Origin of the sequence: Streptomyces sp. NRRL F-5630 (assembly GCF_000719475.1) — a bacterium.
Lineage (GTDB): Bacteria > Actinomycetota > Actinomycetes > Streptomycetales > Streptomycetaceae > Streptomyces.
This window is the reverse complement of record NZ_JOGO01000001.1, coordinates 13,877-33,615: the sequence shown is the minus strand read 5'-3', so window position 1 is coordinate 33,615 and position 19,739 is coordinate 13,877. Positions and strand designations below refer to the sequence as shown.

At 71.2% G+C, this 19,739-nt stretch carries 13 protein-coding genes; 11 read left to right on the top strand and 2 right to left on the bottom strand.

Going from position 1 to position 19,739, the window contains the following annotated elements:
* Positions 1–318: 318 nt before the first annotated feature.
* The 6 genes from IF99_RS0100115 (at position 319) to IF99_RS0100090 (ending at position 9,017) form a co-directional block, all read left to right on the top strand.
* Positions 319–1,518: an ROK family transcriptional regulator gene (locus tag IF99_RS0100115; protein ID WP_030994185.1), complete on the top strand. Its 1,200-nt coding sequence runs from the start codon at positions 319–321 to the stop codon at positions 1,516–1,518.
* Between the two features lie 118 nt (positions 1,519–1,636).
* Entirely contained in the window at positions 1,637–2,767 is a 1,131-nt protein-coding gene (locus IF99_RS0100110) for a substrate-binding domain-containing protein (protein WP_107048905.1), read from the top strand.
* Positions 2,768–2,982: 215 nt separating this feature from the next.
* Positions 2,983–3,771 carry an ATP-binding cassette domain-containing protein gene (locus IF99_RS0100105; RefSeq protein ID WP_030994183.1) on the top strand — a complete coding sequence of 263 codons (789 nt, stop codon included), beginning with the start codon at positions 2,983–2,985 and terminating at the stop codon, positions 3,769–3,771.
* On the top strand, positions 3,768–5,069 hold the full coding sequence (locus IF99_RS0100100) for a sugar ABC transporter permease (RefSeq protein WP_030994182.1): 1,302 nt from the start codon (positions 3,768–3,770) through the stop codon (positions 5,067–5,069). Before IF99_RS0100105 ends, IF99_RS0100100 begins: the two co-directional genes overlap by 4 nt.
* 301 nt (positions 5,070–5,370) lie before the next feature.
* A complete protein-coding gene (gene dxs / locus IF99_RS0100095; protein WP_030994181.1) occupies positions 5,371–7,302 on the top strand; it encodes a 1-deoxy-D-xylulose-5-phosphate synthase in 1,932 nt (643 codons plus the stop codon).
* A gap of 203 nt (positions 7,303–7,505) precedes the next feature.
* Positions 7,506–9,017 (top strand): amino acid permease, encoded by a 1,512-nt coding sequence (locus IF99_RS0100090; protein ID WP_030994180.1) that lies wholly within the window; start codon positions 7,506–7,508, stop codon positions 9,015–9,017.
* 261 nt (positions 9,018–9,278) lie between these two features.
* Here the strand turns inward: IF99_RS0100090 and IF99_RS0100085 are convergent, their stop codons facing one another.
* Positions 9,279–9,650, bottom strand: coding sequence for a hypothetical protein (locus IF99_RS0100085; RefSeq protein ID WP_030994179.1), 372 nt, complete (start codon positions 9,648–9,650; stop codon positions 9,279–9,281).
* Positions 9,651–9,777: 127 nt separating this feature from the next.
* Between IF99_RS0100085 and IF99_RS0100080 the strand changes: the two genes are divergently transcribed.
* Positions 9,778–10,884 carry a hypothetical protein gene (locus tag IF99_RS0100080; RefSeq protein WP_030994178.1) on the top strand — a complete coding sequence of 369 codons (1,107 nt, stop codon included), beginning with the start codon at positions 9,778–9,780 and terminating at the stop codon, positions 10,882–10,884.
* Between the two features lie 66 nt (positions 10,885–10,950).
* Here IF99_RS0100080 and IF99_RS0100075 read toward each other — a convergent pair whose 3' ends face one another.
* Positions 10,951–12,027, bottom strand: a complete 1,077-nt coding sequence (locus tag IF99_RS0100075; protein WP_030994177.1) for an LCP family protein — start codon at positions 12,025–12,027, stop codon at positions 10,951–10,953.
* Positions 12,028–12,466: 439 nt separating this feature from the next.
* On the opposite strand from IF99_RS0100075, the gene IF99_RS0100070 reads away from it, so the two are divergent.
* Genes IF99_RS0100070 through IF99_RS0100055 form a run of 4 tightly spaced genes read left to right on the top strand, consistent with a single transcriptional unit; the run spans position 12,467 to position 19,643 of the window.
* Entirely contained in the window at positions 12,467–14,098 is a 1,632-nt protein-coding gene (locus IF99_RS0100070; protein WP_234340523.1) for a stealth family protein, read from the top strand.
* A gap of 30 nt (positions 14,099–14,128) precedes the next feature.
* The gene (locus IF99_RS0100065; RefSeq protein ID WP_234340522.1) at positions 14,129–15,790 is read left to right on the top strand and encodes a sugar phosphotransferase; all 1,662 of its coding nucleotides are present in this window, start codon (positions 14,129–14,131) and stop codon (positions 15,788–15,790) included.
* Positions 15,787–17,547, top strand: a complete 1,761-nt coding sequence (locus tag IF99_RS0100060) for a stealth family protein (RefSeq protein WP_030994174.1) — start codon at positions 15,787–15,789, stop codon at positions 17,545–17,547. The genes IF99_RS0100065 and IF99_RS0100060 overlap by 4 nt, the downstream gene beginning before the upstream one ends.
* A complete protein-coding gene (locus IF99_RS0100055) occupies positions 17,544–19,643 on the top strand; it encodes a glycosyltransferase family 4 protein (protein WP_030994173.1) in 2,100 nt (699 codons plus the stop codon). The genes IF99_RS0100060 and IF99_RS0100055 overlap by 4 nt, the downstream gene beginning before the upstream one ends.
* The last annotated feature ends 96 nt before the right edge of the window (positions 19,644–19,739 follow it).

Genomic DNA, 19,739 nt, shown 5'->3' with positions numbered 1-19,739 from the left:
TGAACGCCCGCCCCGCTCCCCGGGATTCACCCTTCGCGCAAGCGAACTGACACCGCATCGGCCCGGCCGGAACGCACCGCGCCCGCCGCGGTCCCACGGGGCGGCGGCGGGCGCGGTCCTCCGGGTCTCCCGGCCGGGCCGCGCCCGGTGGCGGACCGCTCACGCGCGAACAACGAAGTCCGTCAAGGACTTGACTGCGGCAACCCCGACAGCGGAACTTGGAGTTCACAACTTGTACGTGGCCGCCGTCACTCCTTGTGACCGGTCGCGGGTGCCCCGCTGCGGGGCGCCCGGTCGAGGGCGGGAGTGGATGGGGCAATGGAGACTCCGGGGTCGCAGTCGTCGCTGCACCGGGCCAATCTGGAACGCGTCGTACGGGCGGTGCGGCTCGCCGGCTCACTGACGCAGGCGGAGATCGCGCGGACGACCGGCCTCTCCGCGGCCACCGTCTCCAACATCGTCCGAGAGCTGCGCGAGATCGGCACCGTCGAGGTCACGCCCACCTCGGCGGGCGGGCGCCGGGCGCGCAGCGTCTCGCTCAGCGGCAACGCGGGCATCGTCATCGGCGTCGACTTCGGTCACACGCACTTGCGGGTCGCGCTCGGCAACCTCGCGCACCAGGTGCTCGCCGAGGAGTCCGAGCCGCTCGACGTGGACGCCTCGGCCGCGCAGGGTCTGGACCGGGCCGAGGAGGTCGTCGCGCGGCTCATCTCGGCGACCGGGGTGGACGAGGCGAAGATCGCGGGCGTGGGGCTCGGCGTGCCCGGGCCCATCGACGTCGAGTCCGGGACGCTCGGCTCCACGTCGATCCTGCCGGGCTGGTCGGGGACCCGCCCGGCCCAGGAGCTGAGCGGACGGCTCGGGGTGCCCGTGCACGTCGACAACGACGCCAACCTCGGCGCGCTCGGCGAGCTGGTGTGGGGGGCGGGGCGCGGGGTGCGCGACCTCGCGTACATCAAGGTCGCGAGCGGGGTCGGCGCCGGGCTCGTCATCGACGGGCGGATCTACCGGGGTCCGGGCGGCACGGCGGGCGAGATCGGGCACATCACGCTCGACGAGGCGGGCCCGGTGTGCCGCTGCGGCAACCGCGGCTGCCTGGAGACCTTCACGGCGGCGCGCTACGTCCTGCCGCTGCTGCACTCCAGCCACGGCGCCGAGCTCACCCTGGAGCGCATGGTGCGCCTGGCCCGCGAGGGCGACCCGGGGTGCAGGCGCGTCGTGGGCGACGTGGGACGGCACATCGGCAGCGGGGTCGCGAACCTCTGCAATCTGCTCAACCCGAGCCGTGTCGTGCTCGGCGGGGACCTCGCCGAGGCGGGGGAGCTGATCCTCGGTCCTATCCGCGAGTCGGTGGGCCGGTACGCGATCCCGAGCGCCGCGCGGCAGCTCTCCGTGCTCCCCGGGGCCCTCGGAGGCCGGGCGGAGGTCCTGGGAGCGCTCGCTCTCGCGCTGAGTGAAATGGGGGATTCGACCCTCTTGGAGGCGCCGGTTTCGGCCGGACGCCCTGCCTTCACTTAGCAAACGCATGACACCGTTGCCATCTCGTTAAGTATTAACTCCTTGACGCCGCTCGTGTGGCCGAGTTGACTTCCAGCCACCTCGGCCGCAGCGACGCGGCCTCGTCAGGGAGGTTTCCATGAACACGCGTATGCGTCGTGCTGCCTTTGCCTTTGCCGCCACCGGTCTGGCCGTCTCGCTGGCCGCTTGCGGGTCCGCCAAGGAGAGCGACGACGGCAAGAAGGACGACGCCAACTCGTCCTCGTCGGGCAAGTCCAAGGGCGACGCGCTGAAGATAGGTCTGCTCCTCCCGGAGAACCAGACCGCGCGTTACGAGAAGTTCGACAAGCCGCTGATCACCGCCAAGGTCAAGGAGCTGACCAACGGCAAGGGCACCGTCGTCTACAACAACGCCAAGCAGGACGCGAGCCTCCAGGCGCAGCAGGTCGACACGATGATCACCAACAAGGTGGACGTCCTGATCGTCGACGCCGTGGACGCCAAGGCCATCCGCTCCTCCGTGCAGAAGGCCGTGGACGACGGCATCAAGGTGGTCGCCTACGACCGCCTGGCCGAGGGCCCCATCTCCGCGTACACCTCCTTCGACAACCAGTCGGTCGGCAAGGCGCAGGGCGAGGCCCTGCTCAAGGCCCTGGGCGACAAGGCGAAGGACGGCAAGGTCGTCATGATGAACGGGTCGGCGACCGACCCGAACGCGGGCGACTACAAGAAGGGCGCGCACTCCGTCCTCGACGGCAAGGTCGACATCGGCAAGGAGTACGACACCAAGGAGTGGAAGCCGGAGAACGCCAACTCCAACATGGAGGGCGCCATCTCGGCCCTGGGCAAGAAGAACATCGTCGGCGTCTACTCCGCCAACGACGGCATGGCCGGCGGCATCATCACCGCCCTCAAGGCCGCCGGTATCTCGCCGCTCCCCCCGGTCACCGGTCAGGACGCCGAGCTGGCCGCCGTGCAGCGCATCCTCAAGGGTGAGCAGTACATGAGCGTCTACAAGTCCTACCCGCAGGAAGCCAACACGGTCGCCGAGCTGGCCGTCGCGATCGGCAAGGGCGAGGACCTCGCCTCCGTGGCGCCCGACAAGGTCGACAGCGGCACCGACAAGGGGATTCCCAGCAAGATCATCCCCGTTGTCTCGCTGACCGCGGACAACATCCAGGACACCGTCCTGAAGGACAAGATCTACAAGCTCTCGGAGATCTGCACCGCCAACTACAAGGCCGCCTGCGACAAGGCCGGCCTGAAGTAAGCGCGGTCGAGACGGCGCTCACGCGGTCCCCGGCCGGTGAGCGCCTCGTCTCGCGCCCTCCCAGACCTGTCCGGTGCCCCGTCCCCTCCACAGTCCCGCTCTCGGGACGGGGCGCCGGACGGACCACCGGGCGGGAATCCCCCCAATCTGCTCAACCCACCGCGTCCGGTCCCCCCACCGGGCGCGGCATCCCCGCCGGTCAGGCGGCGAAGGAGATGGTTCACGTGTCCGCTGCGCCCGTGTTGGCGTTGCGCGGGGTCTCCAAGCGGTTCGGTGCCGTGCAGGCGCTCACCGACGTAGAGCTTGAGGTCCACGCTGGCGAGGTGCTCGCCCTGGTCGGCGACAACGGCGCCGGTAAGTCCACTCTGGTCAAGACGATCGCGGGTGCCCATTCCATCGATGACGGTGTCATCGAGTGGGAGGGCCGCCCGGTCTCGATCAACCGCCCCCACGACGCCCAGGAGCTGGGCATCGCCACCGTGTACCAGGACCTGTCGCTCTGCGACAACCTGGACGTGGTCGGCAACCTCTTCCTCGGTCGCGAGGTGCGCCGCTGGGGCGTGCTCGACGAGGTCGAGATGGAGCGCCGCGCCCGCGAGCTGCTCACCACGCTCTCCATCCGCATCCCGAGCGTCCGCATCCCGGTCGCCTCGCTCTCGGGTGGTCAGCGCCAGACCGTCGCCATCGCCCGCTCGATGCTGGGCGAGCCCAAGCTCGTCATCCTCGACGAGCCGACCGCCGCACTCGGCGTCGAGCAGACCGCGCAGGTCCTCGACCTCGTGGAGCGCCTGCGCGAGCAGGGCCTCGCGGTCGTCCTCATCAGCCACAACATGGCCGACGTGAAGTCCGTCGCGGACAACGTCGCCGTTCTGCGGCTCGGTCGCAACAACGGTGTCTTCCCCGTGAAGACGACCTCCCAGGAAGAGATCATCTCCGCCATCACCGGTGCCACGGAGAACGCCGTGACCCGCCGCGCGGCCCGCAGTGTGGGAGACCAGAAGTGAGCGCCCAGAACGTGAAGAAGGACACCCCGGGGGCGGTGCAGGACAGCACCAGCAACCCGGAGAGCGCCGCGGGCGCCATCGCCGCGGTCGACCCCCGGCTGCTCGTGCGCGAGCAGGGCTTCGCCGGCTACCTGACCGAGTTCAAGCGCCGCATACGCGGCGGCGAGCTCGGCACCATGCCCGTCATCGCCGGTCTCGTCGTCATCTGGATCATCTTCCAGAGCCTGAACTCGGGCTTCCTCACCGCGGGCAACCTCACCGCCATGAGCATCACCATGGTCGGCACGGGGCTCATCGCGGTGGGTATCGTCTTCGTCCTGCTGCTCGGCGAGATCGACCTCTCGGTCGGCTCGGTCAGCGGTGTCGCGGGCGCCTTCTCGGCGGTCCTCTCCGTCAACCACGGGGTGGACGACTGGCTGGCGATCCTCATCGCCATCGCCACCTGCCTCGTCATCGGCGCCATCCACGGCTTCTTCTTCGCCCGCCTCGGCGCCCCCGCCTTCGCCGTCACCCTCGCCGGACTGCTGTTCTGGCAGGGCTTCATGCTCCAGATCCTCGGCGACAACGGGACGATCAACCTCAACCCCGACGGCGGGATCGTCAAGCTCACCACGTACTACTTCAGCGACGTCGCCGTGGCCTACGGCCTCGCGCTCGTCACCGTGGTGCTCTTCTTCCTCAGCTCCTTCCTGGACGCCCGTCGTCGCAAGGCGGCCGACGTCCCCTCGCGTCCGCTCAGCGAGATCATCCTGCGGACCGTGCTGCTCGCCGTCCTGGCCTTCGCCGTGGCGATCATGCTCAACCAGTACAAGGGCACCCCCCTCGCGCTGGTCGTCTTCCTCGCGCTCGTGGTCCTCACGGACTTCGTACTGCGCCGCACCTCCTACGGCCGCAAGGTCTTCGCCCTCGGTGGCAGCGTCGAGGCCTCGCGGCGCGCGGGCATCAACGTCACCCTGATCCGGATCTCGGTCTTCGGCATCGCGGGCGCCTTCGCGGGCGCCGGCGGCCTCTTCCTGGCCTCCAAGATCGCCACCGCCAACCAGGGCGCCGGTACCGGTGACCTGCTGATGAACTCCATCGCGGCGGCCGTCATCGGCGGCGTCAGCCTCTTCGGCGGACGCGGCCGCACCTGGCACGCCCTGCTCGGTGTCCTCGTGATCAGCTCGATCCAGAACGGTCTCGCCCTGGAGGGCGTCGCCTCGCCGGTCCAGTACATGATCACCGGCGCGGTGCTGCTGGCCACGGTCGTCATCGACTCCGTGACCCGCAAGACCCAGAAGTCGGCCGGTCGCGCCTGACGGCAACCGGCGACCGGGCTGCCCCGTCTCCACGTCTACGTACGGAGAGGCGGGGCACCCGTATGTTGTCGTACTTTCCTGACGGCGCCGGAAGCGACGCGGTACCGGAAGCGCCGCGGGCAAACGGCCCCCCCCGGGTGGCCTGCGCCCCCGGCAGGGTGGATCATGGACCGGCCCCGCCCCCGCGTACGAAGTGACACAGCTCGCCCCGAACCGGTGACGAGGCGCCGAGGCGGAACACTAGACTCGCAAGACCGCCAGACCCGGCAAGGTTCGACAGCTCTACTGCAAGGAGGCACGGGTGCCGCTGCTGACCCGCATCACGGGACCGCGCGATCTGGACCGGCTCAGCCCTGAGCAGCTCGACCAGCTCGCCGGGGAGATCAGGACCTTCCTCGTGGAGGCCGTTTCCAAGACCGGCGGCCACCTCGGCCCCAACCTCGGGGTCGTCGAACTGACGATCGCCCTGCACCGCGTCTTCGAATCGCCGCGCGACCGCGTCCTCTTCGACACCGGCCACCAGGCGTACGTGCACAAGCTCCTCACCGGACGCCAGGACTTCTCGCGGCTGCGCACCCGCGGCGGCCTCTCCGGCTACCCCTCGCGCGCCGAGTCCGAGCACGACGTCATCGAGAACAGCCACGCCTCGACGGTGCTCGGCTGGGCCGACGGCCTCGCGAAGGCCAACCAGGTGCTCGGCAAGGACGACCACGTCGTCGCCGTCATCGGTGACGGCGCCCTCACCGGCGGCATGGCCTGGGAGGCGCTCAACAACATCGCCGCCGCCAAGGACCGCCCCCTCGTCATCGTCGTCAACGACAACGAGCGCTCCTACGCGCCGACGATCGGCGGCCTCGCGAACCACCTCGCCACGCTCCGCACGACCGACGGCTACGAGCGCTTCCTGACCCGCGGCAAGGAGATGCTGGAGCGCACCCCCGTCGTGGGCCGCCCGCTCTACGAGACGCTGCACGGCGCGAAGAAGGGCCTCAAGGACTTCATCGCGCCGCAGGGCATGTTCGAGGACCTCGGCCTCAAGTACGTCGGCCCCATCGACGGCCACGACATGGAGGCCCTGGAGTCCGCCCTGACGCGCGCCAAGCGCTTCGGCGGCCCCGTCATCGTCCACTGCATCACGCAGAAGGGCCGCGGCTACGAGCACGCGGAGCACGACGAGGCCGACCGCTTCCACGGCATCGGCCCCATCCACCCCGACACCGGCCTGCCGGTCAAGACGGCGGCGGCGAGCTGGACCTCGGTCTTCGGCGACGAGATGGTCCGGATCGGCCGTGAGCGCGAGGACCTCGTCGCGATCACCGCGGCGATGCTCCAGCCGGTCGGCCTCAAGAAGTTCGCCGAGGCGTTCCCCGAGCGCGTCTACGACGTCGGCATCGCCGAGCAGCACGCGGCGGTCTCCGCCGCCGGGCTCGCGACCGGTGGCCTGCACCCCGTCTTCGCGGTGTACGCGACCTTCCTCAACCGCGCCTTCGACCAGGTCCTCATGGACGTCGCCCTGCACAAGTGCGGAGTGACCTTTGTCCTGGACCGCGCGGGCGTCACGGGCGACGACGGCGCCTCGCACAACGGCATGTGGGACATGTCGCTGCTCCAGATCGTCCCGTCGTTGCGGATCTCCGCGCCGCGCGACGCCGAGCAGCTGCGGGCCCAGCTCCGCGAGGCCGTCGCCGTCGACGACGCGCCGACCGTGGTCCGCTACTCCAAGGGCGTCGTCGGGCCCGCCGTACCGGCCGTGGGCCGTGTCGGCGGCATGGACGTGCTGCGCGAGGCGGGCAGCGAGCACCCCGACGTGCTCCTCGTCTCCGTGGGCGCCCTCGCCCCGATGTGCCTGGAGACCGCGACGCTCCTCGACAAGCAGGGCATCTCCACGACCGTCGTCGACCCGCGCTGGGTGAAGCCGGTCGACGAGGCGCTCGCCCCGCTCGCAGAGAAGCACCGCATCGTCGTCACCGTCGAGGACAACAGCCGCGTCGGCGGCGTCGGCTCCGCGATCGCGCAGGCGCTGCGCGACGCGGGCGTCGACCTCCCGCTGCGCGACTTCGGCATCCCGCCGCGCTTCCTCGACCACGCCTCGCGCAAGGAGGTGCTCGCCGAGATCGGCCTCACGGCCCCCGACATCGCCCGGCAGGTCACCGGTCTCGTCGCGAGCCTCCAGGGCGCGTACGAGACGGAGCGGGCCGCCGCCGACGAGCAGGTGGAGCGCACGCGCGACTGAGCGGGCGCCGGGGCGCACGGAACCGCGCGCCCCGGGACCGGCAGGTGGAGGCGCGCGCTCGTTCCTCCGGGTGCGGACCGCCGTCGAAACCCCTCTCCGGGGCGGAAACGGTGGTCCGTTCGCGTGAAAAGGGCCGTGGCCGGGCAGACGTGGCCCATCGCTTTCGCGATCATGCGTGCACCCGAGGGTGGGAGGTCGCCCCGTTGAACAGCCACAGCCCCTTCCGTGCGAGGACCCTGTTCCGTACGAAGAACATCGAACAGTCGATCAAGGACACCGAGGACCCCGAGCACTCGCTCCGGAAATCCCTCTCGGCCCTCGACCTGACCGTCTTCGGCGTCGGGGTCGTCATCGGCACCGGAATCTTCGTGCTCACGGGGAAGGTCGCCAAGCAGAACGCCGGCCCCTCGGTCGCGATCGCCTTCGCCGTCGCCGGCGTCGTGTGCGCGCTCGCCGCGCTGTGTTACGCCGAGTTCTCCTCGACGGTCCCGGTCGCCGGTTCCGCGTACACCTTCTCCTACGCCTCGCTCGGTGAGTTCCCCGCCTGGATCATCGGCTGGGACCTCATCCTCGAACTGGCGCTCGGTGCGGCGGTGGTGGCGGTCGGCTGGTCCGGCTACATCCGCTCGCTCCTCGACACGGCCGGATTCCACCTGCCGCAATGGCTCAGCGGCACGCACGGCGGTCACTTCGGCTTCGACCTTCTCGCGGCCCTTCTGGTCCTCGTCCTCACCGGCATCCTCGTCGCGGGCACGAAGCTCTCCTCGCGCGTCACGAACGTCATCGTCGCCGTCAAGGTGACCGTCGTCCTGATCGTCGTCATCGTCGGCGCCTTCTTCATCACGGGCGCCAACTACAAGCCCTTCGTGCCCCCGTCCGAGCCCACGGAAGGCGGCGGCGGCCTCACCGCCCCGCTCATCCAGCTCATCGCCGGCTTCACGCCGTCGAACTTCGGCGTCATGGGCATCTTCACGGCCGCCGCGGTCGTCTTCTTCGCCTTCATCGGCTTCGACGTCGTCGCGACCGCCGCCGAGGAGACCCGCAAGCCGCAGCGCGACGTCCCGCGCGGCATCCTGGGCTCCCTGGCCATCTGCACGGTCCTCTACATCGCTGTCTCGGTCGTCGTCACCGGTATGCAGAAGTACACGGACCTCACCGTCGACGCCCCGCTCGCCGACGCCTTCAAGGCGGTCGGGCACCCCTTCTGGGCCGGGCTCATCAGCTTCGGCGCGGCGGTCGGGCTCACCTCGGTCTGCATGATCCTGCTCCTCGGCCAGACCCGCGTCTTCTTCGCCATGAGCCGGGACGGCCTGCTGCCCAAGAGCTTCTCGAAGGTCCACCCGCGCTTCGGCTCCCCGTACCGCTCCACCGCGCTGCTCGGCGGTGTCGTCGCGGTCGTCGCCGGGTTCACGTCGATCGACGAACTCGCCGAACTCGTCAACATCGGCACGCTCTTCGCCTTCATCGTCGTCGCACTCGGCGTCGTCATCCTGCGCCGCACCCGCCCGGACCTCCACCGCTCGTTCCGCACGCCGCTCGTGCCCTGGCTGCCGATCGCCTCGGTCCTCGCCTCGCTGTGGCTCATGCTGAACCTCCCGGCCGAGACCTGGCTCCGGTTCCTCATCTGGATGGTCATCGGCACGATCCTGTACGCGACCTACGGCCACCGCCACAGCCGGCTCGACCCCCACGAGGCGTCGTCCGGGAAGGGGTAGCACAGGGCGGAAGGGGGCGGACAGGCTGAGCGCCATGCTCACCCCGCCCCCTCCGTCGTCCCCGCCCCTCTCCGGAGCCCGCCGCCTGCGGGAGCCTCTGCGGCGCCGTCGTGGACGCTCCTCGACGGCGCTCCCGCTCCGGGGTCACATCGCCGCGGCAGGCTGCGTACGGGCGGGAGGGGTGGAGACGCAGCCGTGGTCGGGCTGCGGCGGGGGAGTGGGGGGGCGGCAGGGGTGCCCCCTCGCGGGCCGGGGGTCCCCTCAGGGCCGTACGGTGCGGGGGCCCGCCACCTCCGCGCCCAAGGCCGTGACTCTCTCGCGCAGTTCGCGGTCGGCCGTGATGACGAGGGCCGGGCCGGGGGCCCGTTCGACCTCCGCCACGATCTCGTCGTCGCCGCTGCCGGGGGCGGCCACGACCCGTACGCCTTCCACCGCCGTCACGCCCCGCGCGGCGCCCTCGACGACGAGCACCACGTCGAGCGGCGCCGGCCAGCCGGGCAAGCCCTCGCTCCCGTACCGCGCGAGCGAGTCCCGGAGCCGCTCTGCGGCCCCCTTGCGGTCCTTCCACCAGCCGTCCGGCACCGAGCCGACGACATTGGCGGCGTCCACGACGAGTGTGCGCTGTGCGTCCATGGCCTCATCATCGCGCGGCGGGGACGGGGGCGGAGCCGTTCTCCGACGGCTCCTATGATGGGCGCTGCCCGGGTGACGGTACGGCCCGCGGCGGCCGGTGGTCCGGCCTGGGAAGAAGGGCGGGCTGATGGCGAGAGCGGGACAGCGGGGCGGGGCGGCCGAGCAGACGGGGCACGGAGCGGCCGTCGTCGAGGTGCGGGTGCCGCGTGGGACGTGGCTCACGCGTGGGACGGATGGACGGCTGACCGCTTTCGCGCACACCGCCGAGGGCGTACTGCGCTGGACCGAGCGGCGCGCGGGTGCCCCGGACTGGGAGGGGCCCGACTTCTTCCCCGTTCCGCACCTCGATTCCCTCACGGTGGGCCAGGGCGCCAACGGCTACACCCATCTCGTCGGCCGGCGCGCGGTGCCGCGGGAGGACGCGCCGACTGCCGTCGATCTCGTGCACGCCGTCCAGTACCAGACGGGGCGTGCCCTCGGCACCTTCCGCGGCCTCGGCAACCCGCACACCAAGAGCCCCACGCGGGCCGCCCGGCTCGGCGTCCCCGCCGTCGCCGTGGACGACGGAGGCACCGTCCACGTCCTGGTGCGCAACGCAGGCCGCGGCCTCATGCTGCGCCGCGAGGACAAGACGGGGAAGTGGGAGGGGTGGAAGGATCTCAAGGGGTCCAGGCTCTACGACGTGCCCGCGGCCGTCGCCACCTCGGCCGGCACGGTGGAGGTGCTCGCCCCGGGCGAGGCCCTCACCTCCTACTGGGTGCGGGACAAGGCGCATGGCCCCTTCGCGCAGCGGCCGGACATTCCGCTCTCGGTACGGAGCGGGAGCGTACGAGGGCTGGAGACCTCGCCCGGCGTGGTCACCTTCTACTGGACCGACCCGGCCAACGGAGGACTCGTCGCGCACCGCCCGGGAAGCTGGCTGATACCCATGGGCGGTTCCCCCGTGGACGACACCCTGTCAGTGCTGCGCGCGCGGATCGACGGCGAGGACCGCACGGTCTTCGCCTATCGCGACGCGGCCGGGCAGGTCATGGTCGCGATGTGCCGTAGCGAGCAGGAGCAGGACGGGCTGTGGTGGGCCCCTAGCGGGCTCAGCGGCACCGGCCGCCCCTGCCTGGCCCTGGACGGCGCGGGCCGCGTGACCCTCGGCGTGTTCGGCACGGACGGCCGCCCGCGCCTCAGCCGCCGCAGCGACGAGCCGGGTCTCCTGATGGGACCCGCGCTGACGGTCTGAGGAGCGGGCCCCAGGGACCGTCGCGACGCGGGGCGCCGGCGTGCGGCACGACACGGGGCTCAGCGCTCAGCCCCCCGTCGCCGGTGACTTCTTCGCCGACTCCGGGATGTCCACATCGTTGCGGAGCGCCTTCCACAACTGCGTGGCCTGCGGTTCGGCCGGAACGACGCGGTTGGGGTCCTGCTTGTCGTAGGCGACCGGCAACATGATGGTCTCCATCGTGTTCGGGTCGATCCCGCGCATGCTCCGGGCGAACTTGGCGAGGGACGTGAGCGAGGCGAGGTCCTCGTCCGTGGTGAGCGCCTTGGTCGCGGAGTTCGCCATCTTGATGGCCTTGGCGGGGCTGCCGAGGAGGTCCTGGTTCTTCACCTCGCTCAGCAGCGCCAGCAGGAACTGCTGCTGGAGACCGATGCGGCCGAGGTCGCTGCCGTCGCCGTGGCCGTAGCGGGTGCGGACGAACTTGAGCGAGTCGGTGCCGTCGAGCTTGTGCGTGCCCTTCGGCAGGTCGAAGCCGCTCTTCGCGTCGTGGATGTCCTCGTCCGTCGTCACGGTGACGCCGCCGATCGCGTCCACGAGGCCCTTGAAGCCGGCGAAGTCCACCTCGACGAGGTGGTCGACGCGTACGTCCGACATCTTCTCGACGGTCTTGACGACGCAGGCGGGCCCGGCGAGCGAGTACACCGAGTTGAACATGACGCGGTGCGCGGCCGGGAGGGCCGAGCCGTCGTGCTTCGTGCACTCGGGCCGGTCCACGAGCGTGTCGCGCGGGATGCTCACCGCGACCGCCTTCTGCCGCCCCTCGGGGATGTGCACGAGCAGCGCGGTGTCCGAGCGGGCCCCGCTCACGTTCCCCGCGTCGAGCTTGCCGTTGTCCCCCGCGCGCGAATCGGAGCCGAGGACCAGGAGATTGGTGGCGTCCCCGGCGGCGACGGCCTTCTTCGGCCGCGTGGACTCGTCGAGTTGCTTGCTCAGGTCCACGCCCTTGAGGTTGCCGTTCAGGTGCTCGTAGTACCACCAGCCGGTACCGCCGGCGGCGAGCACGACGACCAGCAGGCCGACGAGGATCCACCGCCCTGTGTGCCGCTTCCTGCGCGGCCGGGCACGTCGGGAAGGGGCGGCGGGCGGCGCCTCGTTGTGGCTCATGCTGCTCCAGTCGTCGCTTGAGGGGCCTCGGTGTGGGGGAGTGAGCCGTCACGGGGCGGCGAGGACCGGGCTGCGCGTGAATCCGCACTATATATAGGCGACATCGAACGTACAGACGCTTCCCCGAGGGTGCCGGGTTCCGCTCTTCCCTCGCTCCCTTGCGCACTCTTCTCGCGCTGCTGAGATACCTCTGTCGATCATCCTTGTTCACATTTGTGACCAAGTGAACCGTCGTTGACAATTATTGAAGAAGTAAGCGACGATATGAGGAAGATGTGGAGCAGGTTTCCAGAGTGGCCCGACGTACGCCTGGGTGACGGCGGCGGAACACCGGCGAAACGGCTCCCTCGATCAGGTCCGTGTCGCCTCGTCGTGCCGGGCATTTTTCGGCACCGCTAGGACAGTCGCGCACAGGGTGCCGCCGTGGGGAAGGTGGACAGTGGCGACGATTTCCGCACCCGGGTCCGGTCAGGACATCAGAGCCGGAGGAGCGGCTGAGACCTCCCTCTCGCATCCCTGGGACGAGACGCGACACCCCGCCGCCGGTTCCTACGCCCTCAGCGGGCCCCGCGTCCGAACCGACCCACGCGCCACGCCGCTGGGCGCCCGTGAGGCCAACCGCCTCGGCGTGACCCGCGTCCTCGACGCCGCGCGCATCCCGTACTTCACCGTCCGGGGCCGCGGCGACCACGGCACCACGCTCGCCGTGGCGGAGGAGTACAGGGACCGGGCGCTCAGCGCGCTGCGCCAGGATCTCGCCGACGAGGACGCCATGTTGTCCCTCGTCCTCGACCCCGAGGGCGGGACGACCGAGGCCGCCCCGTGCGCCGCCTCCCGAGCCTGGCTCGACGCCCACGAAGCCCTCGCCGTGCACCTCGCCTGGCACCGCTCCGATCCCGGCGGACACCTCCTGCTCGGCGACCAGTACGGCTGCGCCGTGGAGTTCTGGCGGCAGGAAGGGGACCGGCTCCTCGCCCCGCGCGCCAACCGGGTCACCTGGGCCGTGGCCGCCGACGGCCCCACCGTCACCGGGCCCGCCCATCTCTTCAGCCGCTTCGTCTCCCCGTGGACGCCCCCGGAACTGGCCCCCCCGCTGCCCACCAGGCCCGAGTTCCTGGTCCCCACTGTCGAGGACATCACCTTCCCCATCGACCTCGTCTACACCTGGGTGGACGGGAACGACCCCGCGTGGCAGCGCCGCAAGGCCGCCGTCAAGGGCGAGGTGTACCACGCCGAGTCCGCGAGCGACGCCCGCTTCATCAGCCGGGACGAACTGCGCTTCTCCCTGCGCTCGGTGCACCTCTTCGCGCCGTGGGTGCGCACCGTCCACATCGTCACCGACGACCAGACGCCCGCCTGGCTGCGCACCGATGTCCCGGGTGTACGCGTCGTCAGCCATCGGGAGATTTTCACCCGTCCCGAGGATCTGCCCACCTTCAACTCGCACTCCATCGAGAGTCAGCTCCACCACATCGACGGCCTGGCGGAACACTTCCTCTACCTCAACGACGACATGTTCTTCGGCCGCCCCGTCACACCCCACACCTTCTTCGGTCCCACGGGTGTCGCCCGCTATTTCCCCTCCCGCAACCGGATCCCCCAAGGACCGGTCGTGGAGACGGACACCCCGGTGGACGCCGCGTGCAAGAACAACCGGGCCCTGCTGCGTCAGCGCTTCGGGCGCGTCATCACGCAACCCATGGAGCACGCCCCGTACGCCCTGCGCCGCAGCGCCATGGAGGAGGCGGAGCGCGACTTCCCCGAGGCTTGGGGACGGACCGCGGCGAGTCGTTTCCGCGCCATGACGGACCTGTCCCCCACCTCCTCCATGGCCCTCTACTACGCGGCGCTCACCGGACGCGCCTTGCCGTCGTCGCTGCCGTTCTCCTACATCCAGCTCGCCGTGCCCGACCTCGTGGCGCGGCTGGACCGCCTGCTCATCGAACGGGACAAGGACAGCTTCTGCCTCAACGACGCCTTCTCGCTCCCCGAGGAGGTCGAGGCCCAGCAAGAAGTACTCGACTCCTTTCTCCACCGTTACTTCCCGACCCCGAGTCCCCACGAACGATGACCAGCGAGAACTCCTCCCGGAGCTGCCACCGTGCCTGACCCCTCGTCCCTGGGTTCGGCCGCCCGTCTGTACGGGCGCGTCGTCCCGCGTCCCCTGCGCTCCCTGGCCTCCGGTATGCCGGCAGGTGTGCGCCGCAAGGCGAAGCAGTCTCTCGCCCGCACCCTCGACATACGTGAGGTGGGGCTGCACAAGCGCGCCCTGCGCCGTCTGCGCCGCACCGAACTCCACCTCCTCTCCGGCCAGGAGGTCCTTCTCGCCGACGGCAGGACCGCGCACGTCAGCCCCGGCCTCACTCCGCAGGAGGCCTGGCGCATCGACCACGACGTGGTCACCGCCGCCCTCGACTCGGCCGGTATCCCGTGGTTCGCCGTGCCCGCGCTGGACGACCGGCGGCTCAGCCTCGCCGTCGAGAGCCGCTACAAGGGCCCCGTGCGCCGGGCACTGCGCGCCCTCCTCCAGGAGCACACCGGCTATGTCAGCTCCGTGATGCCGGGAGACCCGGCGCCCAGTCGGATACCCGGCGGTGACCTCGCCGCGTGGCGCAACTACGGGCGCGTCCGCGTCTTCCGCGTCCAGTGGCTGCGCGCCGATCCCACCGCGAGCCTCGTGCTCGGCCAGCACGCCGGGGTCGAGATCGAGTTCTGGACCGTCAACAACGAGCTGGCCACGGAACGTCTCGTGGGCCCCAGGCCCAACCGCGTCCAGCGCGTGGTCGCACGCGACACCCCCCGCGTGGAGCTGGGTCTGCGGCAGCTCAGCGGCTACATCGCCGACCCCTCCGTCGGCACTACCTCGCTGGCTCCCTTCGACATCCCGCGGCTGGAGGACATCACCTTCCCCGTGGACGCGGTCGTGCTGTGGCGCGACACCGCGCCCTGGGCGGAGGAGCTGCTGCGCGCCGCCCTGCGCTCCCTGCACCAGCACGCTCCCTGGATCGACGTCGTCCACGTTCTCGCCGAGTCCCCGGTCCCCTCCTGGCTCGCCCCCGGCGAACGGCTCGTGGTCCACCGGTCAGGGCACGGTAGCGCCCTGCACGCGATACCCCGGCTCAGCGAGCACTTCCTGCTGCTGCGGCCCGGCGCCCTCCTCGGCCGGCCCACCCGCCCCTTCGACTACTTCACGCCGACCGGCGCGACCCGCCCCAGGACCGGGCCGTGGACCGCCGACGAAGCCCTCGCTGAATGGACCGCGCGCGCCCAGGAGCTGACCGGCCGTGCCGTGACCAGCGGTTACGCGCACGGCCCCCAGCCGCTGAGCCGTGCGACCCTCGCCGAGCTGGGCGCCGCGCTGCCGGCCGACCCCTGCGGCGACGGCCAGACGCGCGACACGCTGCCCACCACGCACCCCCTGGACGGACTGGCGCACCACCACGCCCGCGTCGCGGACGCCGCCACACCGCTCAGCGGCAAGGGTCTCGCCCTCCACGCCGCCCACCCCGGGGCACGGCGGCTCTACGCCCGGCTCCTCGTGCGGCGCGATGTCCAGCACCTGCACCTTTTCGGCCTCGGCTCGGCCACCGCGCTCGCCGACGGCACCAGGGCCGCGCTCGACTTCCTGCGCGCGTACTTCCCGGTGCCGAGCCCCTACGAATCTTCCCCCGCCGTCCCGGCCGGTGCCGGCACGTCCCCCGCCGTCCCCGGGGCCACGGCCGCCCCGGACCGGGTGGTCACGAACGCCGGGGGACAGGCGTGAGCGGCAACGCGGAGGCGGGGGCGGCGGTCACCGCCTACCGCTCCCTCGTACCCCCCTCCGTCCGCGGCCAGGTGGCCCGTCATGTGCCGCCGCGCGTCCGGCAGGGAGTCAAGGGCATCCTCCGGCAGAGCCAGTTCCTCGCCCCGCTCACCGGAGCTGTGCGCGAGGCGAGGGCGCGACGCCGCTGGCCGGGGATGCGGGAGGGCGAGGAGTCCCGCACCGTGGCCGTGCGCGGCTCCTCCATCGCCATGGTCCGCGAGGACGCGACCCCCGTCCTGCTCCGCGAGGAGAACCTCGACCTCATCGCCGGTCTCCTGGAACGCGAGGGCATCGACCACTTCGCCGTACGGGGCAAGTCCGAGCTGCGCAGCGTCATAGCCGTGCCGGAACACGCCCGCGAGCAGGTCGCGGCGGCGCTCACCGAACTGGCCGTCACCCTGCCGCTCTACGTCGGCGCCTGCGACGGCGAGTCCCTGCGCGGACGCCCGGTGCTCTGCGGTAGCGGTCACGCCGAGCGTCTCCTGCGGCAGGCGAGCGTGCTGCGCGTGGGCGTCCTGTGGAGCGACCCCGGCGGAAGCCATGTCCTCGGCCTCACCCACAGCTGCGACCTGGAGTTCTGGCGGGCGGAGGACGGGATGCTCCACGCACCGCGCCCCAACCGCGTCACCGAGGCCGTCGCCGTGAACGAGGACCTCGTCCTCGCCCCCGCCCGGCGGCTGACGCAGTTCTCGCCCGCGCACTCCGCCGAGGGGCGGCGCGTGCCGACGCTCCCGATCGCGCTCGGCGCCCTGCCCGAGGACATCCGCTTCCCCATCGACGCCGTCTACACCTGGGTGGACGGCGAGGACCCCGCCTGGCAGTCGCGCCGCGCCGCCTTCGGCGAGGGCGGCTACCATGCGGAGGCGGCCAACGCGGCGCGCTACATCAGCCGCGACGAACTGCGGTTCTCTCTGCGCTCCCTGCACCAGAACGCCCCCTGGATACGCCGCGTCTTCCTCGTGACCGACCAGCAGCGTCCGGCCTGGCTCGACGACTTCCAGCCCTGGCTGACCGTCGTCGACCACCGCGAGATCTTCAGCGATCCCGGGCTCCTGCCCACCTTCAACTCCCACGCCATCGAGAGCCAGCTCCACCACATCGACGGCCTCGCCGAGCATTTCCTCTATTTCAACGACGACATGTTCCTCGGCCGCCCCGTTCTCCCGCAGACCTTCTTCCTCTCCAACGGGATGACCCGCATCTTCCTCTCCCCGGCGCAGGTCCCTAGCCACGACTGGGGCGAGGCGGACCGCCCCGTGGACGCGGCGGGGAAGAACAACCGCAGGCTGATCCGGGAGCGTTTCGGGTCCACCATCGTGCAGAAGCTGCGGCACGCGCCCTATGCGCTGCGCCGCTCCGTCCTCTACGAGCTGGAGCAGGCCTTCGCGCACGAGCACGCGAAGACGGCGGCGAGCCGCTTCCGCAGCCCCGCCGACATCTCCATCCCCTCCTCGCTCTACCACTACTACGCCTACTTCACGGGCCGCGCGGTGCCCTCCGACATCGAGTTCGCCTACCTCGACCTGGCCCGGACCGAGATCGCCCGGCGGCTCGGCATCCTCCTCGCCCGCCGGGACCGGCAGGCCTTCTGCATCAACGACACCCTCACCGAAGACTTCGGCGAGGGCGAGCGCCGCACCCAGCAGGTCAAAGCCTTCCTTCAGTCCTACTTCCCCGTGCCCAGCCCCTTCGAGCGCAAGGAGACCGGGCCTCGATGAAGCTCTCCTTCCTGATCAACAACATCTACGGGATCGGCGGCACCAACCGCACTGTCATCAACCTCGCCGAGGCGCTCTCCGCCCGGCACGAGGTCGAGATCGTCTCCGTGTTCCAGCGCGCCGCGGCCCCCCAGTTCACGATCTCCCCGGCCGTGCGCGTGCGCTCCCTCCTCGACACCCGGCCCGGCCGCCCCGACCGGGCCCCGCATCTCGCCTCCGGGCCCAGCGAGGTCGTCCCGCAGCAGGAGGAGTACTACTCCCAGTACACGCGCTTCAGCGACGAACGGCTCAGAGAGGAACTGAGCGGCACCGATGCCGATGTCGTCATCGGCACCCGGCCGAGCCTCAACCTCTTCGTCGCGGCCCACACCGCCGACCGGGCGCTGCGTGTCGCGCAGGAGCACATGACCCATCTCGCCATCCCGCCGGCCGTCCGGGCCGCGATGGCGAGGGTCTACCCGCGCCTGGACGCCATTAGCACCGTCACGGAAGCCGACGCCCGTTCCTTCCGGGAACACACGCCCGTGGCAGGGGTCCCGGTCGTCGCCATCCCCAACAGCGTCCCGCGCCCCCGCGTCGCGCCCTCGGACGGCACCGCCCGGGTCGTGGTGAGCGCCGGGCGCCTCCATCACATCAAGCGCTACGACCTGCTCGTGCGCGCCTTCGCGCTGCTTGCCCCCGACTTCCCCGAATGGCACCTGCGCATCTACGGGACCGGCGACGAGCAGGCCGAACTCGGCAGGCTCATCAGGAAGACGGGGCTCGACGAACGCGTCCTGCTCATGGGTGGGCATTCCCCCATCGAGTCCGAGTGGGCCAAGGGCTCCGTCGCCGCCGTCACGTCCTCGGCCGAGTCCTTCGGCATGACTCTCGTCGAAGCCATGCGGTGCGGTCTCCCCGTCGTCTCCACCGACTGTCCGGTGGGCCCGCGCGAGATCCTGCGCCACGGCGAGGACGGGCTGCTCGTCGCGAACGGGGACGTGAACGCCATCGCGGACGGGCTCGGCCGCCTCATGGGCGACGACGTACTGCGCAAGGAGATGAGCGCCGCCGCGCTGCGCAACTCCGAGCGCTACGACCCCGAACACGTGGCCGACCTCTACACGCGGCTCTTCGAGGAGGCCGCCGCCCGTCGTGCCTCCTCCTCCCGCGGCTACCGCGCGCCTTCGACCGGTACCGGTCGCCGCAGCGGACGCTCGCACCTGCTGCGCGAGGCCGGGGAGGCCGAGGCCTTCGTCGAGCCGGGCGGAGAGGTACGGCTGAGTGTCGGGGCGCCCTATGACGGCCGCGAACGCCGCCGCCTGTTCCTGCGGGCCACCGCGAAGGACGAGGACGGCGGCCGTCTCTGTCTGCCGCTGGAGACCCGGTACGAGCACCGCGGTCACGAGAGCACGACGTACTGCGCGGTCGTCGGACCCGACACGGTGGAACGGGCGGGGGAGGGCACGTGGCACGTGCTGCTCGGCACCTCCGCCGAGGCCGCTGTCCCCTTGCGGGCCGGAGTGCGTGACACCCGCGAACTCCTCGCCGCGCGGCAGCTGTTGCTCGTCGGCGGTCGCTCCGGGCCACGGGTGCGCTGGATACTCCCGTACGCCCATCGCAACGGCCGGCTGCTGCTGCGCACGCTCGACCGCGCGGAGCACGTCGAGTGCGCCGGCGTCCGGGTCGGGCCGGGCGAGACCATCACGGTGACGGCCCGCGTGTGCGGCAGCGGCCCGGAGCCGGGCCCCGGAAGCCTTTTCGTCCTCGACCGCCGGGGGACGCACCCCGACCGGCTGACGGTGCCCGTCGAGCTCGTCTCCCCCCGCGTGGTGCGTGCCGTGCTCCCCGTGCGCGAGCTGATCGACCGGCGACTGGAGGACTGGGAGGACTGGGAGTGGGGGGTGCTCCTCCACGGCACCGACCCCGAAACCCGCCCGGTGTGCCACATGCTGGAGGACTTCGCCGACGTGAAGTCCGTGGTCGTCCACCCCACCCTCACCGCGGAGGGCGATCTGGAGGGGCCGCACCTCGGGGTGTACGGCTTCGCGCCGGTGCGGGTGCGACCGTACTGTTCCTCGTCCGGCCGGATGGCGCTCAACGTCGTGGAGCGCTGAGCCGCCGTCCGGTTCCGCACGGGCACCAGCACAACAGGGCGGGCCGCCCCGGGAGATCCGGGGCGGCCCGCCGTCGTCCTGCCTGTTCGTGCCGGC

Excerpts from the sequence above, each read along its gene's own strand:
- IF99_RS0100115 (WP_030994185.1), top strand. The coding sequence starts at position 319 with ATGGAGACTCCGGGGTCGCAGTCGTCGCTGCACCGGGCCAATCTGGAA.
- IF99_RS0100110 (WP_107048905.1), top strand. The coding sequence starts at position 1,637 with ATGAACACGCGTATGCGTCGTGCTGCCTTTGCCTTTGCCGCCACCGGT.
- IF99_RS0100105 (WP_030994183.1), top strand. The coding sequence starts at position 2,983 with ATGGTTCACGTGTCCGCTGCGCCCGTGTTGGCGTTGCGCGGGGTCTCC.
- IF99_RS0100085 (WP_030994179.1), bottom strand. The coding sequence starts at position 9,650 with ATGGACGCACAGCGCACACTCGTCGTGGACGCCGCCAATGTCGTCGGC.
- IF99_RS0100080 (WP_030994178.1), top strand. The coding sequence starts at position 9,778 with ATGGCGAGAGCGGGACAGCGGGGCGGGGCGGCCGAGCAGACGGGGCAC.
- IF99_RS0100075 (WP_030994177.1), bottom strand. The coding sequence starts at position 12,027 with ATGAGCCACAACGAGGCGCCGCCCGCCGCCCCTTCCCGACGTGCCCGG.
- IF99_RS0100055 (WP_030994173.1), top strand. The coding sequence starts at position 17,544 with ATGAAGCTCTCCTTCCTGATCAACAACATCTACGGGATCGGCGGCACC.